This is a genomic window from Symploca atlantica LB2515 (assembly GCF_052546295.1).
Map to the genome: position 1 here is coordinate 4,114,463 of NZ_JBQWMT010000001.1, position 16,389 is coordinate 4,130,851.

Consider the following 16,389-nt stretch of genomic DNA (forward strand, 5'->3'; position numbering starts at 1 on the left):
CGGTGGATACAACTGGGAAAAATGATAGTGTGACTGACTTTGCAAGCATCACTTAAGTGGCGATCGCTTTATCTTGCTTCCTCTCATTTATGCCTTTTGATTTCGGCGATCTTTTCAACTTACAGGGCGCACAACCCTAATCAACTTACCTTGCAGGGATTCCTCAGCAGCGATCGCTTCGTTGATACGATTTGCCATCCGAGTTCTATCGGTATCGTTAGTGCAGACAATGACACCGAAATGCTCGGAATTCACGCGGTGTAATCGAATAAAATCCTGACGATTGAGGGTTACAACTGCACGATTGTCATTGATTACAAAAGCTAAGACATCTTCATCAGGGATACCCAAATTAGCATTGCCAGCTTTTTGCACTGTCAAGACATCATGTCCTATCGTCCGAAGTAACTCACTAACTAATCTGGGAAACTGCTCATCAGCATACAAACGCGCCACTGGTTAAGCAACCTCATTATTGGCGCAAATCGCTGCTGCAATTTCTTCGGGATGGGCATCTGCATACGCCCAAGAATTGACTAAATCGGCAGCAGTGATATGAGGATAGTCTTGCAAGAGTTGGGCTTCACTAATGCCAATCCGTTGTGCTTCAACTAGTAGCCAAACAGCAATTCTGGTTCCCGTAATACAAGCTTCTCCCCCACAAACACCAGGAGTTTTGGTGATTCCTTTTGCACCCGTGCTTAGGGTTTTAGTCAGACTCTCAATAATCTCTGCTTTGTCAGAAAGAGATAGAGTGAGAAGCTGATGTTTGAGTTCCTGGTGAGTCATGAAGAATAGGGATGATGGAGAATTACTTTGATTGTAGCGATCGCTTGATAACAAGTTTGCCATATTTTAATAATATTTATCGAAAATATAAAGAGTTGATGAATTGAAGAAGCTTCTCAATGCCAAAATCATCAATTATGTTGATAATAGAAGGAAGGCTTAAGAGTATTGTAAATCTGAAAACTCATAAGTTTCTTATAACCAGGGATAAAAAATTATTGGCTCCCTCTCATCCTGAAAGTGCCAGCATCTATCTGCATTAGGAATTAACGCTACTGTAAACATTCCACCCGCATATAGATAAAGCAATGGGACAACTATTTGATCGTATTAGCCAAGCAGTTAAAGCTAATTTGAATACTCCTGAAAGCAAAGATTCTAGCAATGATACAGGAGAAGGAGCCGCCTTGATCGCGGGAGCAGCAGCGGTAGGTGCTAGCATTTCTGCGACAGTTGGCGGGATAGGATTAGCGGTTGCTGGAACTGGTATGGCAATTGGTTCTGCTGTAGTTGCAGGAGCTGGCGCTGTTGCTGGTGTAGCCGCTGATGAAGCCAAAAAGGTAATTGAAGGGGAAAATGTCTCAGCATTAGGTGCAGCAGCACTGGAAGCAATAGTAAGTGGTGGCACAACACCTGTGGCAATAGGTGGTAGTCTGCTTGGACTTGGTACACATGCTTTAGATCAAATTCTGCAACAAGGCACAGATGAAGAAAAGTGTCTTGATCAGGCGATCACTGAAATGGAACAGGCTTTATTGCAGTTGCATCTTGCTTTTATCGAATCCCTTGCCAGACAAAAACGCACTCAGCAACAGAGTAATCAAACTCAAGCTGAAGTAAATAAGTGGCAAGAACTTACTCAGCTTGCTCTGCAAAATGGCGATAATACTTTGGCACGTCAGGCAATTATTTGCCAGAAGAGTCAGGCTGAAAAAGTGAAGGTACTAAAAGCTCAGCTCGAACAGCAAGAATCTCAGGTGAGTACCCTCAAACACAACCTTGCAGCGATCAAAGAAAAATTGGAGCAAGCCAAGACTAAAAGAGATGAACTCAAGGCACGCTTGACAGTGGTAAAGCTTAATGAGCAACTCCACAGCAGCACCAACAATGCTATGGCCGCCTGTGAGATACTGGAAGATAAAGTATTAGAAATGGAAGCTTGTTCTCAAGCAATTGACGAGTTAGAATCTGCGAACTTAGAAGCTCAATTTGCTGCTTTTGAAGCCGAGAGTAACATCAATGAAGAGTTAGCAGCTATGAAGGCACAGCTATTAGACAGCGATGCCTACAAACAGGAGCAAGAATTATTTTTGACTTCTGATTCATCAGTAGATGACTAACTAGAAGAACTGCAAAGCTAATTGATAATCTATAAAGTTAAGATGATCCAATGCCAAGAAAAAAGCTTAATCCTTTGCAAAGAATTGTGAGAGGTGTGCTTCGAGATTTAGTGACTCAAGCTAATAGTCAAAAAGTTGATAAACCGACAAAGCCTAAGACTGAAAAATCTACGGCTAAATCTAAACCGAAGCCTAAATATAAACAAGGAACAGAAAAGCGATCGCGTTACATTCCTGCATCAGTCCGTTATACCGTTTTGCACAGAGATGGTCACAAATGTATTTCTTGCGGTCGCAGTTCACGAGAAGTAAAGCTAGAAGTAGATCATATTGTGCCTTTTTCCCAAGGCGGAAGCAACAATCTCAGCAATTTGCAAACGCTGTGTTTTGATTGCAATCGAGGTAAGGGTGCGCGCCGATTGAAGTAAAGTACCAAACCTCTAGGAGAAAAAAGTAGTGGCAGAAAATTCCCAAGAAAGTGTTGTTTTCATTGCCAGTGGTGCAACTGCTGGCGCTGGTGTATCTGCCACCATTGGAAGTATGGGATTAGCTGGAAGCTTTGGCGCAGTTGGTATCGGTATGGCTCCCGTTACTGCTGCTGGTGCGGTTGCCGGTGCTGCTGCTTTTGGTGCTTTTAAAGCAATAGAAGAAGGCGATGCTGTTGCTTTGGGTGCCATAGGAATTGGTGCGACTGCTGGTGCTGGTGTATCTGCCACTATTGGCGGTATGGGATTAGCTGGAAGCTTTGGCGCAGTTGGCATTGGTATGGGGACAATGGCAGCAGCCGGGGGAGTAGTTGGACTTGGTATTTATGGTTTTTATAAGGCATTTAAACAAGAGCCAGGACAACGGATGGCGGGTGCTGTAGATGCCTTGGGACGGATGGAAAGTAAGGTGCTGGAAATGGAAGCCTATACCCAAGCACTTTTAGAGTTAGATCCAGTCTATGCTGAATGGACTTGGAAGCAAAAATTTGCTGCTCTAGAAGTAGAGGAGGAATTAGAAGCACTAAAAGAAAATTTAGACAATCAAACTATTAAAGCAACGGAAGCAAAAAATCAAACTACTAGTGAATTTACTAACTCTGAAATTGCCACTGAAATTACTCCCACTGATGCTAAAACATCTCAAAGTTGGAAATGTCTAAAGGTTCTCCCAGGACATCAAGCTTCAGTTAATGCTATTGCCGTTAGTCCCGATGGACAAACCCTGGCTAGTGGCAGTCAAGATAAAACAGTTAGTTTGTGGAGCTTGAAAACAGGAAAACAGATATTTACATTTTTTGGACAAGCTGGAGAGGTTTGTACTGTTGCTATTAGTCCAGATGGTAAAACACTTGTTGCTGGTGGCTTCGACAACATGATTACTAGTTGGAAATTAGAGACTAAAGCACTAGTCTGCTCTTTTTTTCAGCGCAATTCACCTTACAGTCATTTGGGTTTTGTTTCCTCTATAGCCTTCAGCCAAGACCGAAAAATTGTTGTTAGTGCTAGTGGCGATCGCACTATCAAACTGTGGGGTGGTTTTACTGGGGAATTCAAACGAAAATTAACTGGACATTTAGATACAGTTTGGTCTGTTGCTATAACTCCGGATGGTCAAACTATTGCTAGTGGTAGTGCAGATAAAACTATTAGGCTGTGGTCTATTGATAGTTATCAACAACCTCGCATTCTTACTGGACATTCCGGTTGGGTAACTGCTGTTGTGATCACTCCTGATGGCAATACTTTGGCTAGCGCTAGTACAGACGGCACGATTAAATTATGGAATCTCGGCACAGGGGAATTAATTCGCACCATTGAGGGACAATCAACTCCCATCTTTTCCCTGGCAATAAGTTCTGATGGTAGTATCCTAGCTAGTGGTAGCAGAAAATCTGTCAAACTTTGGCAGATAAATACTGGCGAGTTGATTCAAACTCTTTGCGGATGCAGTCCTGTTACTTTTAATCCTGATGGCAAAATTCTCATCAGTGGCACTGAAAGCGGAAAAATTAAAATTTGGCATCAAATACTTGGCGATGACGAATCTATCCCAGATACCCTATATTCTGGAGAATGGTGGGAAGTTTTGGGCGTGGAAATAGATGCTGAACCTCATACCGTTAAACTAGCTTACCGACAATTAGCATGGCAGTATCACCCAGATATCAACCCTTCTGCTAATGCGATCGCCAAAATGCAGGAAATTAATAAAGCCTATGAAAAGTTTCTCAAAATATTAAGTAATCTAGGAGTTACGAAAAGAGTTTTATCTAAGTTGTAGAACTTATTGAGACTCGTTATATAGATTCAATGACCCTAAGAATATCTTCGTCAGTAGCCCAACTATTATTATCAATAACTGCATCCCATGGATGGTTAATGCTTGCTGCTATCTTATTGTATTCTTCTACTTTCTCATCTGATACCGGGATGTGATCGGCATTATCTCTATTTTTCACCCTTCTCAAACACTCTTCTAAATCAGAATAAACTTTTATTAGCTTGATTTCGTATTTATTTCTTAACGAGGAATGCAGCCGATTGAAACCTTCGCCTGCTCCCAAACTTTCAATCATCACCTGATGATGCTGCTGAAACTCTTGATCTATTTCCTGCTCAACTCTTTCCCAACCATTCTCACCAGGCGCTAATTTCAACCATATCGGTTCTACTCTTAAGAAATGTATCTCTGTATTTTTATTGACTTGACTGCCGATATAGGTTTTTCCTGAGCCTTTTGGACCAATGAGTATGTAGAGTATTTTCCTCATCTTCTGATTACCTCTAACAGCTAATCTGTGTTATCAGCTACGTATAAATTAATTATTGGACTAAACAGGGATTGCCCAAAGAAGTCTGAAATTTTACTAGAAGCGATCGCCTGGAGTTGATTTACATCGGCTCATAAGAACTACCAGCTACAGTTTATTTGCCTGAATACTGAGGGTCAAGCCAACGCTACGCCAATACTCCCACAGCAGCTTGATACACAAATTGGAGAGTTAGCCCATCGGTAGGGTACTTAGCTAGACCTAGACTCAAGCTTGTCTGAAAGTTGAACCAGAATTCGATTATATTAATTTCTCGCCTAAGCTTAAGAGCGATAACTCTTGCCAGATGCTTCACTAAGGCAATCTTTGCAAAGATGTCCGCAAAGTTTAATATATTGGATATTTAATTATCTCATGAAAGAGCATCTCAATCTCACCTTCTCCAATGGGCAAAAGGCCTGTGCTATAGAAGTGGATGACTCTGGAGACTTGCCTGCTGCCCTCAGCCAGATTGGTCTTCAAGGCTCGCGTCCTGTCTTAGTGGTAATAGGAGGTGCCAGCAAGATGAGTGAGGAGAGTCTAGCTCGTCTGGATCAATTATTTGTCGAAGTACTCGCCCCAATCGCACAACAGTTACAGGCGTTGGTAGTGGATGGCGGCACAGACGCCGGGGTGATGCAAATGATGGGACAAGCTCGCGCTGAGATTGCTGGCACTTTTCCTTTAGTTGGTATTGCCCCAGTAGGTAGAATTGTACTTCCTGATGCACCGCCTGTGTCTACTGAGAAAACGCCCCTGGAGCCTAATCATACTCACTTTGTGTTGATTCCTGGCTCTACTTGGGGTGACGAATCTCCCTGGCTCAGCCGTGTAGCTACTACTCTAGCAGGAGAAGCCCCATCGATTACGGTATTAGCTAATGGTGGGGAGATTGCCTTGGTAGATGCCTCGGAAAACATCAAAGCGGGACGACCCTTGGTAGTCCTCGCTGGTAGTGGTAGGCTAGCAGATGAAATTACTAGAGCATCGCGCTATCCAGAACAGCAAGCAAGAGAGCTGATTACGAAACTGTTACAGGAAGGTCATTTGACATTGTTTGACCTCTCAGAGCCATTGACAGAGTTGAGTCAACTTCTCAGGGAGTGGTTAACACAAAAGGGACTGACATGGCGTTAGAAATAGAGGCGACAGACTCCCCACCACCGAGTACAACTCTCCAACAGGCTTGGGAGCGACAGCGTACTTATAGCAAAAATGCCCAAGCTGCTCAGCGTCGTTTCTTTCGCTTGCGTATCGGGATTCTGGTTTTGAGTGTGTTGGCAACCTTTCTAGCTGTAACTAACTCAGTGTTGGAGAAAGTCTCTGTTGCTGAGCAGGTTGCCACGGTGATTCACGTCTTTCTGTTGTTAGTGCCAATTACTCTCAGCGTCCTAATGGCAGGTGCGGTTAAGTTTGACAAAGGTAACAATTGGATTCTCCTGCGAGGTAGTGCCGAATTAATGAAAAAGGAGATTTATTGCTATCGGGCGCAAGTTGGGAATTATTCTGATAAGAATTCGCGTGATATTAAATTAGCTAATAAGCTCAAGCTAATTAGTCAAAGGCTTAAAGGAACTCCAATTCACCAGAGTAGTCTCAACCCCTACGAGGGAGAAATCACGCAGGAAAAACCTTTATCTAAAAGTAAGAATCAGAAGCCTCTAGCGAATCTTATCAACAAAGATCAAGACGACAAATTTTCTGATCTCACCCCCGAAAAGTATCTTGTCTGGCGGCTGGAAGAACAGTTTCAGTGGTATCGCCAGCACGCTAGACAACTCGACAAACAGTTACATTACTTTCAGTGGGGAATTTATCTTTTAGGAGGTGCTGGTACTTTTATAGTAGCAGTTGGGCAAGAAATTTGGGTCACTTTTAGTACTGCATTAACCGCAGCATTTTCCGGTTTCCTAGAACTCAAACGAGTTGAGGCAACTTTGATTGCTTACAACCAAGCCGCCGATGATTTGTACGATATTAGCACTTGGTGGCATGCGCTCTCAAGCCAAGAAAAATTAGAGAACTTCGAGCTATTAGTGATGAGTACTGAAACAACCATCCAAAGCGAAAATGCTGGCTGGGTACAAGAGATGAATGATGCCCTAATGGAGCTCTATAGTGAAGCCCAGAAAGCTTCTGAAAATGGAAAATCGAAAATTGAAAATTGAAAATTGATACTACGAGCCAGACGCTGGTGTATACAGCATTTCAATTTTATAGTAGCTCTCAACTGGGAGAGCAATTGAAATAATTTTTTTTGCGGAATTCGGGGTTGTTCCTGTGTAGTCTAATCATAGAGTCTGTCTGCAAAGTCAAGTTCGTGGTAAATGTTACAAAAAATTGCCAGTCTGCATAATAAGTAGGATTTGGTATCTAAAAATATTTAGCAACTCAAAATCGCAGGTTTTGCCACTTATAGACTTGTCCCAGTCTTCAGCAATACCTAACTATTTTATAGGCTAAAAAAATGAACAGTTTTTTTGATATTTTCATCTCTTACGGACGAGCAGATAGTAAAGCTTTTGCTACCAAACTGCATCAAAAATTAACTTCCCTTGACTTAAAAGTTTGGTTTGACCAAAACGATATTCCACCGGCTGTAGACTGGCAACAGCAGATTGATGATGGCATTGAGAGAACGCATAACTTTATTTTTATCATTGCACCCCACGCGGTTAATTCGGTTTATTGCCTCAAAGAAATTGAACTGGCTCTTAAATACAACAAGCGTATTATCCCTTTGGTGCATGTCAAATCAGATAAAGACAAGATTCATCCAGTTATTCGTAAGCTGAACTGGATTTATTTTCAAGAAGACATTGATGATTTTGAAGCGTCTTTTGAAAAACTAATTAATTCGATCCGTCAGCATGCTGATTATGTGGAACAACATACCCAGTTTTTAGCGAAAGCCTTGGAGTGGAAAAGAAATCATCAAAAAAACAAATATTTGTTGATTCAATCAGAGCGTATTAAAGCAGAATCTTGGTTAAGGGTAAGGTTTACAGACGAGCAACCGCCTTGTGTGCCTACAGACTTACATTGCGAGTTTATTTGCGAAAGCACCAAGAATGCCAATAACTTGATGACTGAAGTGTTTATCGCTCATGCAGATAAAGACCAAGTCATCAGGGAGAAAATTGGCAGAACCTTAATGCGAGAAGGATTAACTATTTGGACGAATAAAACTGATATTAAAACTGGCGCGGCATATCAAAACGAAATTAATAAAGGTATTGAACAAGCAGATAACTTTGTCTACTTAATTTCTCCAGAATCGATTAGGTCAAAATACTGCCAGCAAGAACTAGAACACGCATTCGCTCACCATAAGCGTATTATTCCCGTTCTCGTAGGTATAACCGACTTAGTACAGTCACCGCCAGAGCTTAAAGGCTTACAATTTATCGACTTGACCGAGTATCAAGATACTGCCCAATACCGTAGTGGTGTTGCTAAGTTATTAAAGGAATTAAGTCAAGATGCCTCCTATTACCAAGACCATAAACTACTGTTAGTCAAAGCCATCAAATGGCAAGAACAGAACAGAAATCCTAGTATTTTATTAAGAGGCTACAATTTAGATTATTATAAATCTTGGTTTGCTGTTGCTCAAAAAAGGCGCAACAATCCGCCGCTTCCCTTACAGGAAGAGTTTATTGCTGAAAGTACTAAGCAACCAACAGAATCATCACCCGAAGTTTTTATCTCTTATTCTCGCACTGATTCTGACTTTGCTCGGAAGTTAAACGAGGCACTACAGTTACAGGGTAAAACTACCTGGTTTGACCAAGAAAGTATCCCACCGGGAACTGATTTCCAGCAAGAAATCTATCGCGGTATTGAAGCTTCGGAAAACTTTCTGTTTATTATTTCCCAAAACTCAATTTCCTCGCCCTATTGTGATGATGAGGTGGCATATGCACAGAAGTTGCATAAGCGTTTTGTCACGGTACTCTACGGACAAAAACCGTCATCAGAGTTACATCCGGCACTAAGCCGTGTGCAATGGATTGATTTTCAACGGCATGGAGGAGATTTTTATGCCAATTTTAGTGAAGTAATTAGAACTCTAGATACTGATAGAGAGCATGTCAGAAATCATACTAAATGGTCGCAGCGATCGCTAGAATGGAAGCAAAAAGACCAAAGTGCTGACTTGCTACTGCGTGGTAGTGAATTAGCGATTGCTCAAGCCTGGTTACAGGAAACTCAACAGCAGAATAAGCAGCCACCCGCCACGGACTTACAAACAGCATATATTGAGGCTAGCGAGGAGTTACAAACTTACCTCTTGAAGCAAGAAGAAAAACGTCAACAAAAAGAGCTAGAGTACGAAAGGAAACAACGCAAAGCTGCTCAGAAACTAACGACACTTGCTTTGAGTGCAGCAATAGTAACTACGGGATTATCTGTCTTAGCTGGGTTTTTGTATAGAAACAGTTTAATTGCTCAAATTCGTGCTTATAGAGCATCTTCAGAAGCAGAATTACTTTCCAATCAACAGTTAGATGCATTAGTGAGCAGCTTACGGACAGGGCAAAAACTTAACCATCCAGTTTTGCAACTATTTAGACCAGAAGCTTCTCTAAATAATAGAGTGATAGGAACGCTGCGTAAAGTTTTTTATTCAGCAAAAGAACGCAACCGTTTAGAAGTGCCTCAAGGTAGGTTTAAGAACTTTGTTTTTACTCCTAATAGTAAGCAATTACTAGTATCTACCGCAGGTGCTGATGGGATGGTTAATTTGTGGGATGCTTCAGGTAAGCAATTAGCCCAATTTCCAGGGCATCAAAACCAGTTTGTCAACGTCAGTTTTAGCCGCGATGGGAAGTTAGTGGCAACCGCAGAAAATGATGGCACTGTTCGTTTATGGAACTCTTCAGGCAAGCAGTTAGCTCAATTTAAGGGGCATCAAAATACAGTTACCAGCATGATCTTTAGTCCCAATGGGAAGCAATTAGCTACCGCCAGCAGTGACGGTGCTGCTCGTTTGTGGGATTTATCAGGGAGGAAAATAGCTGAATATAAAGGACCTATGTATGGAGTACTCAATATTGGTTTTAGTCCCAATGGTAGACTCCTAATAGCTACTATTAAAGATTACGGCAATTTCAGTTTGTTAGATTTATCAGGAAAGCAGATCGCAGAATTAAAAACACAAGGTCAAGGTCAGATTTTAGATGTGACTTTTAGCCCTGATGGCAAGAAACTGGTGGGTTTGTATGGAGAAGAAAGTGGTTATGCTATCTTGTGGAATTTAGAACAGAAGCCATCACCGCAACCAATCGGACTAAGTGAGGCGAGAAGCGTCAGTTTTAGCCCCGATAGTCAGCAAATAGCTACTGTTGGTTCTGATGGTATTGTCCGCTTGTGGAGTTTGTTTGGTGAACAACTAAATCAGTTTCAAGGACATCGAGGTAGTGTTTGGAACGTAATTTTTAGTCCTGATGGCAAGCAATTGGCTAGTTCGGGAGCTGATAATACTGTACGCCTGTGGGATTCGGCAGGCAAGCAGTTGAATCAATTACAGTCACTTCAAAGCGAGGCAACCAGCATCAGTCTTAGTCCGAATGGTAAGCAACTAGCTACAGTATCAAATAACGGTACTTTCCGCTTGTTTAATTTAGCAGGGAAGCAGTTAACTCAATTCCCCCAACTTCAAACTAAGGTTAACAGCATTAGTTTTAGTCCAGACGGTGACAAACTGGCTACAGCCTTAGAAGACGGAACTATCGCCTTGTGGGATGCTTCTGGTAGGCAGTTAGCCCAATTCCCAGGACATCAAAAGGAAGCGATTAGTGTTAGTTTTAGCCCAGATAGCAAGCGATTAGCAACCGCAGGAGATAACGACACAGTTCGTTTGTGGGATTTATCTGGCAAACAGTTAGCAGAATACAGACAAGATCTCGTAAGAAGTGTTAGTTTTACTCCCGATGGCGAGCTATTAATAGCTAGCGTTGGTAACTATGGCGGCAACTTCGGTACAGTCTTTTTGTCTGACTCTTCAGGAAAACAGTTATCAGTATTTCCAACTAATCAAGGCGAGGACATTAGTATCAGTTTCAGTCCTGATGGTAGTCTTCTGGCTACTGCTGGACAGGATGGTATCACTAAATTATGGTACTTGTCTGGTAAAGAATTGATTACCTTTAAAGGGCATCAAGGCAGGGTTAGTAGTACCAGTTTTAATGTTGATGGTAGTACTTTAGCTACTGCTGGAGAAGACGGCACAATTAAATTATGGCAAGTGGGAGGATTAGATAATCTCCTCTCTAGGGGTTGTAACTGGATTGGGGATTATTTAAATAATAATGCTCCCGAGGAGGATCAGGCTGTGTGTAATGGCATTAATTAGAAATGTTCGTTGCTTTCTTTCTGGAACCTGAGTGTCTTTATTGGTAGTGTTAAGTAGATAGGCACCCCTAAACGCAGGGATGTCAACAAATGTTAAGGCGATTGTCTTTTGCGTAAAACGGCAGGCAATTCTTGTAGCACAAATTAGGGATAGGCTTGATCCTTGGTTTTCTGTGAGTGCTTCATCATGACAACGTTTTTCGATGTCTTCATCTCTTACGGGCGAGCAGATAGTAAAGCTTTTGCTACGAAGCTACATCAAAGGTTAACAGCACTTGGTTTAAAAGTCTGGTTTGACCAGAACGACATTCCCCCTGCGGTAGACTGGCAACAACAGATTGATGATGGCATTGAGAGAACGCATAACTTCATTTTTATCGTTGCACCTCATGCGGTTAATTCGGTTTATTGCTTAAAAGAGATTGAACTGGCTCTTAAATACAACAAACGTATTATCCCTTTGGTGCATATCAAATCAGATCGGGACAAGATTCATCCGACTATTCGTAAACTTAACTGGATCTATTTCCAAGAAGATATTGATGATTTTGAAGCGTCTTTTGCCCAACTAATTAATACCCTTAACCATCAAACTGATTATGTCAAACAGCATACTCAATTTTTAATTAAAGCTCTGGAGTGGGAACGGCACCAAAAAAGAACTAGCTATTTATTAATTGGGGAAGAGAAACAACAGTCACAATCTTGGTTGAAGCGACGCTTTAAATACGAGCAACCCCCTTGTGTTCCTAACGATTTGCATTGCGAATACATCACCGAAAGTATCAAGAAGGATGAAGTAGAGTATGCAGCGGAGTTAAATAAGCGCTTTGTGACGGTGCTACATCGAGAGGTAAACACGGCAGATTTACATCCAGCGTTAGACAAAGTGCAGTGGATTGATTTTAATCACAATGAGCGGGACTTTAACGATAATTTTAAACAATTGGTGAGGACACTCGATACTGATCGGGAACATTTACGCAATCATACAAAATGGTTGCACAGAGCGATCGCACCCTCTGCGACGGGATCGGAACTCAAAAATAGCAGGACTCACATAATAACATTTTCCTTGACGTTTCATCTCTCTCAAGGCAGATTATTGTATAGTCTGACCCAAGGCTGAGACCCCTGACCCTTCCTTTCTGTGCAGCTGCCTGAAAATGCCCAATTTATTTGATGCCTTCATCTCCTACGGACGTGCAGATAGTAAAGCATTTGCTACAAAACTTCAGACTCGCTTACTCGAACAAGAGTTAAAGGTTTGGTTTGACTTCAATGATATTCCCCTTGGGGTCGATTACCAAAATCAAATTGATGATGGCATTGAGAAAGCTGATAATTTCTTATTTATTATTGCGCCACACTCTGTTAATTCTCCCTATTGTGGTAAAGAAATCGAGCTAGCAATTAAGCGTAATAAACGGATTATTCCTTTATTGCACGTTGAGCAAATTAGTCGGGAAACCTGGCAGCAGAGATTTCCTCATGGTACTGACGAAGAGTGGGAAGCGTACACAGCACAAGGGAAGCATTCCGCTTTCCAGAATATGCACCCGACAATTAGCAAGATTAATTGGGTGTATTTTCGAGAGGGAATTGATGATTTTGAACAGTCTTTGGCGGGTTTAATTGAATTATTCAAGCGTCATGCTGATTATGTGAAGCAGCATACCCAGTTTTTAGCCAAGGCTTTGGAGTGGGAGAGGCATCAAAGACAAACGAACTATTTGCTAGTTGGGGATGATAAACAACAAGCAGAAGCTTGGTTAAAAAGACGCTTCAAAGATGAGCAATCCCCGTGTCTTCCTAATGATTTGCATTGCGAGTACATCACTGAAAGCATCAAGAATGCTAATAACTTGATGACTCAGGTAATTATCTCCTATGCCAATGAGGACAGGGGGACAATGGAGAAGATTTGTAGGAGTTTGCGGCGAGAAAGTATTACCGTTTGGACGAATAAAACTGATATTAAAACCGGGGAAGACTTCGAGGCGGCGATTAGGCGGGGAATTGAACAGGCAGATAATTTGGTTTATTTGCTTTCCCCTGATTCGGTAAAGTCGGATTTTACTCAGCGGGAATTAAATTATGCCCTATCCCTCAATAAGCGGATTATACCTGTGTTGGTGCGGGAAACTTCATCGAAACAGATACCGAATGAGTTGCGGGATTTGCAGTATATTGACCTGACGGATAATTCAAAAGAAGAAGATTACTTACTTGATGAAAGTGAGTTATTGAGGATTCTGCATCAGGATGAAGCCTATTATAACGAGCATAAGGTTTTACTAACCAAAGCGCTGAAGTGGGAAAGGCAGCACGATAATCCTAGTATTCTGCTACGGGGGTATAACCTGCGCAGTGCTGAAATTTGGTTGAAGGTAGCACAGAAAAGAACACAGCATCCACCTACCCAGTTACAGGAAGAATTTATTGCCGAAAGTCTGCGACAACCGCCATTAGAGTCCCTAGATGTATTTATTTCCTATTCCCGTGCAGACTCTGATTTAGCCAGAAAGCTGAATGATGCCCTACAGATGCAGGGTAAAACGACTTGGTTTGACCAGGAAAGTATTGCCTCAGGGAGTGATTTTCAGCAAGAGATTAATCGGGGAATTAAAGCCTGTGATAACTTTTTGTTTATTCTCTCACCTCGTTCTGTGGCTTCCCCTTACTGTGGGGATGAGGTGGAGTATGCAGCCAGCTTAAATAAGCGCTTGGTGACGGTGCTGCATCGGGAAGTAAATACGGCAAATTTGCATCCGGAATTAGCGAAGGTGCAGTGGATTGATTTTAATCAGAATCAGAGAGATTTCAATGCTAATTTCAACCAGTTGGTGAGAACCCTTGATACGGACAGGGAACATGTCCATAGTCATAGTAAATGGTCGCAGCGGGCGATTGAATGGCAGGAGAAGGATAAAAGTGCTGATTTGCTGTTGCGGGGGAGTGAGTTTTTAATTGCTCAGAACTGGTTGCAGGCAACGGAGCAACAAAAGAAACAGCCTGCCGCTACTCCGTAGATTTACTCATGCAGGATGCCTGTGCTTGGGCAAAGGATTATCTGAAGTACAACGCCCCGGAGAGTGATAAGCAGCTTTGCGACGATATTAAGAAGTAACAAAATGCTCGCTACTTATATAAGTGTATTAATTTTCGTGAATGAAGTCTTAAAGTAACTGCTTGTAGACAGCTCTCATCAAAAGTCAAGCATTACTTAAAACTAAAATTATTAAAAGGGGAACATTAAGCCATGGGAAAAAAAAACGACTACCGTCAATATCTTAAACAGACTCTTGGTGGATTGATCGACCGACTCGACTTGTCAGACTTGCGCAAAGATTTTCTCAAAAATCGCTGGCTGGATCAAGTACTGTGGTTAGAAGGACGAGCTACCAGAGAACGCAATCGCCATTACTTTCTCAGAATGATTACCATCGTTGGCGGGGTAATTGTTCCGGCACTAATCGGTTTTGAGAATGGTAACAAGAAATGGCAGGACATGGTCGGCTGGTCAGCTTTGGGTTTAAGTCAGGCGGTGGCGGTTTCTGCTGCGCTTGAAGAATTCTTCGCTCATGGTGAGAAGTACCGCAACTATCGCAATACTGCTGAAGGCTTGAAAATTGAGGGGTGGCAGTTCTTGCAAATGACTGGCCCTTATCATCAATTTGATACCCACTCCGAGGCTTACGCTATCTTTGCTCAACGCGTTGAACAGTATATTCAGCAAGACGTACAGGGCTTTATTTCCCAGCTGCAAGACAGACAAGAGGAAAGCAAGAAAGAAACCAAAGAAACAGCCGCACAGAATACCGAACTTGCCCTGGAAAAGCTCAACGAGCAATTGCAACTCCAGGCACAATATGAAGCGCAACTTCAGGAATTAGAAGCCGAGAAGCAGCGTATGGAAGCCGAAAGGCAGCAGTGGGAACAAGAGTACTCGGCTGATTCTCGGAGCGAAGAACTAACAGAACAGGCAGCAGAAGACTCAGACCAGCTAACCGACTTAAATACTGTAGCCTTCAATTGGCAAGATTACGAAGAAGACCACGATAGCACCAGCCTGAATCCCGATTCAGTACAGTACCTCAGCGCTAAAGAAATTCTGGCTAGGATTGAAAATAATCCTCTAGGGACAACCAGTACAGCCGAGGTATTATCAGGAGCAACATTGACTACAACCAGCGCTAAAGCAAACCAAGCAGACCCAGCTAAGGTAGCCGCCGTTCTGAGCGTAGTACCAGCCAATTTAAAGTCCTATGCTGAAAAGTCAGTTCCCCTAATTTTACAAGGCTGTGCCGAGTGTGGAGTCACTGACCCTGCACACATTGCCTATATTTTCGCCACGACTGAACTGGAGTCACACCTAGGACAGTATATGAATGAGCTAGGAGGTGACAAATACTTGGCAAGATACAACGGCCGAAGAGACTTAGGAAACACCCAGCCTGGAGACGGGCCAAGATTTAAAGGTCGTGGCTTCTGCCAAGTTACTGGCAGAACCAATTATAAGAAGTGGTCTGAAAGATTAGGTATTGACCTAGTGAGCAATCCAGAAAAAGCTGCCGACCAAGCGATCGCTGCCAAAATCCTGGTCATGGGGATGCGAGACGGCGTATTTACCGGGAAGAAGCTATCTGACTACATCTCAAGCAACAGCCGAGACTTTCGCAATGCCCGCCGTATCATCAACGGCTTAGACAAAGCCGACCACATTGCTGCGATCGCTAATAGATATTACCAAGTTCTAGCTTAGGAAACAAAATTAATGATTCGTAATAGTAAAACCTACTCTATAGAAGTAGACAAAATTGAAGAAGATATTGCCATCAGCGTCTCATTGGAAATGAAAATAAGTCCTGAGCTAGCTGAACTGGTCTTGCGTGATTTGAGAACCGATATCAAAGACTTCAGTGAAGCTCGTATCCTTGCTGAAATTGTCCGCGATCCAGGAGTACTCTACAGCCTCTGTCAGCGTATAGAAGAGGTAAAAAATCAAAGTGCAAGCTATCAGAGGGGTACAAATCAAGAGGTAATTGACTGGAACCTGCACACAGCAAACTCACAGGATTTGGCTTAAGAGTTCGACAACAGTTA

The 16,389-nt window shown here is 42.4% G+C and carries 11 protein-coding genes and 2 pseudogenes; 10 read left to right on the forward strand and 3 right to left on the reverse strand.

What is annotated here, in order from left to right; translation table 11 throughout:
- Positions 1-114: 114 nt before the first annotated feature.
- Together ACT7WV_RS17190 and ACT7WV_RS17195 are read right to left on the reverse strand one after the other, a co-directional pair.
- Entirely contained in the window at positions 115-456 is a 342-nt protein-coding gene (locus ACT7WV_RS17190; RefSeq protein WP_445104050.1) for a DUF5615 family PIN-like protein, read from the reverse strand.
- A 3-nt stretch (positions 457-459) separates the two neighbouring features.
- On the reverse strand, positions 460-789 hold the full coding sequence (locus ACT7WV_RS17195) for a DUF433 domain-containing protein (protein WP_463424267.1): 330 nt from the start codon (positions 787-789) through the stop codon (positions 460-462).
- A gap of 308 nt (positions 790-1,097) precedes the next feature.
- Here ACT7WV_RS17195 and ACT7WV_RS17200 point away from each other — a divergent pair, with 308 nt between their 5' ends.
- The 3 genes from ACT7WV_RS17200 to ACT7WV_RS17210 are packed head-to-tail and all read left to right on the forward strand — an operon-like array spanning position 1,098 to position 4,397.
- Complete coding sequence (locus ACT7WV_RS17200; protein WP_445104052.1) at positions 1,098-2,129, forward strand: PspA/IM30 family protein; 1,032 nt, start codon at positions 1,098-1,100, stop codon at positions 2,127-2,129.
- Between the two features lie 50 nt (positions 2,130-2,179).
- Entirely contained in the window at positions 2,180-2,557 is a 378-nt protein-coding gene (locus tag ACT7WV_RS17205) for an HNH endonuclease (RefSeq protein ID WP_445104053.1), read from the forward strand.
- Positions 2,558-2,585: 28 nt separating this feature from the next.
- The gene (locus ACT7WV_RS17210) at positions 2,586-4,397 is read left to right on the forward strand and encodes a DnaJ domain-containing protein (RefSeq protein WP_445104054.1); all 1,812 of its coding nucleotides are present in this window, start codon (positions 2,586-2,588) and stop codon (positions 4,395-4,397) included.
- 16 nt (positions 4,398-4,413) lie between these two features.
- Here the strand turns inward: ACT7WV_RS17210 and ACT7WV_RS17215 are convergent, their stop codons facing one another.
- Positions 4,414-4,887 carry a hypothetical protein gene (locus tag ACT7WV_RS17215; protein WP_445104055.1) on the reverse strand — a complete coding sequence of 158 codons (474 nt, stop codon included), beginning with the start codon at positions 4,885-4,887 and terminating at the stop codon, positions 4,414-4,416.
- Between the two features lie 414 nt (positions 4,888-5,301).
- Between ACT7WV_RS17215 and ACT7WV_RS17220 the strand changes: the two genes are divergently transcribed.
- The 7 genes and pseudogenes from ACT7WV_RS17220 (at position 5,302) to ACT7WV_RS17250 (ending at position 16,372) form a co-directional block, all read left to right on the forward strand.
- On the forward strand, positions 5,302-6,063 hold the full coding sequence (locus tag ACT7WV_RS17220) for a hypothetical protein (RefSeq protein ID WP_445104056.1): 762 nt from the start codon (positions 5,302-5,304) through the stop codon (positions 6,061-6,063).
- The gene (locus ACT7WV_RS17225) at positions 6,054-7,094 is read left to right on the forward strand and encodes a DUF4231 domain-containing protein (RefSeq protein WP_445104057.1); all 1,041 of its coding nucleotides are present in this window, start codon (positions 6,054-6,056) and stop codon (positions 7,092-7,094) included. Before ACT7WV_RS17220 ends, ACT7WV_RS17225 begins: the two co-directional genes overlap by 10 nt.
- A 299-nt stretch (positions 7,095-7,393) precedes the next feature.
- Positions 7,394-11,284, forward strand: coding sequence for a toll/interleukin-1 receptor domain-containing protein (locus ACT7WV_RS17230; protein WP_445104058.1), 3,891 nt, complete (start codon positions 7,394-7,396; stop codon positions 11,282-11,284).
- 186 nt (positions 11,285-11,470) lie between these two features.
- Positions 11,471-12,073, forward strand: a pseudogene (locus tag ACT7WV_RS25890) (toll/interleukin-1 receptor domain-containing protein); the annotation flags it as partial.
- Between the two features lie 376 nt (positions 12,074-12,449).
- Positions 12,450-14,309 (forward strand): annotated as a pseudogene (locus tag ACT7WV_RS17240) (toll/interleukin-1 receptor domain-containing protein); the annotation flags it as partial.
- A 236-nt stretch (positions 14,310-14,545) separates the two neighbouring features.
- The gene (locus tag ACT7WV_RS17245) at positions 14,546-16,048 is read left to right on the forward strand and encodes a DUF4231 domain-containing protein (protein ID WP_445104061.1); all 1,503 of its coding nucleotides are present in this window, start codon (positions 14,546-14,548) and stop codon (positions 16,046-16,048) included.
- 12 nt (positions 16,049-16,060) lie between these two features.
- The gene (locus ACT7WV_RS17250) at positions 16,061-16,372 is read left to right on the forward strand and encodes a hypothetical protein (RefSeq protein ID WP_445104062.1); all 312 of its coding nucleotides are present in this window, start codon (positions 16,061-16,063) and stop codon (positions 16,370-16,372) included.
- Positions 16,373-16,389 lie beyond the last annotated feature (17 nt).

Coding starts and splice junctions, on each gene's coding strand:
- ACT7WV_RS17215 (WP_445104055.1), bottom strand. CDS start 4,887: ATGAGGAAAATACTCTACATACTCATTGGTCCAAAAGGCTCAGGAAAA.
- ACT7WV_RS17205 (WP_445104053.1), top strand. CDS start 2,180: ATGCCAAGAAAAAAGCTTAATCCTTTGCAAAGAATTGTGAGAGGTGTG.
- ACT7WV_RS17200 (WP_445104052.1), top strand. CDS start 1,098: ATGGGACAACTATTTGATCGTATTAGCCAAGCAGTTAAAGCTAATTTG.
- ACT7WV_RS17250 (WP_445104062.1), top strand. CDS start 16,061: ATGATTCGTAATAGTAAAACCTACTCTATAGAAGTAGACAAAATTGAA.
- ACT7WV_RS17195 (WP_463424267.1), bottom strand. CDS start 789: ATGACTCACCAGGAACTCAAACATCAGCTTCTCACTCTATCTCTTTCT.
- ACT7WV_RS17245 (WP_445104061.1), top strand. CDS start 14,546: ATGGGAAAAAAAAACGACTACCGTCAATATCTTAAACAGACTCTTGGT.
- ACT7WV_RS17220 (WP_445104056.1), top strand. CDS start 5,302: ATGAAAGAGCATCTCAATCTCACCTTCTCCAATGGGCAAAAGGCCTGT.
- ACT7WV_RS17225 (WP_445104057.1), top strand. CDS start 6,054: ATGGCGTTAGAAATAGAGGCGACAGACTCCCCACCACCGAGTACAACT.
- ACT7WV_RS17230 (WP_445104058.1), top strand. CDS start 7,394: ATGAACAGTTTTTTTGATATTTTCATCTCTTACGGACGAGCAGATAGT.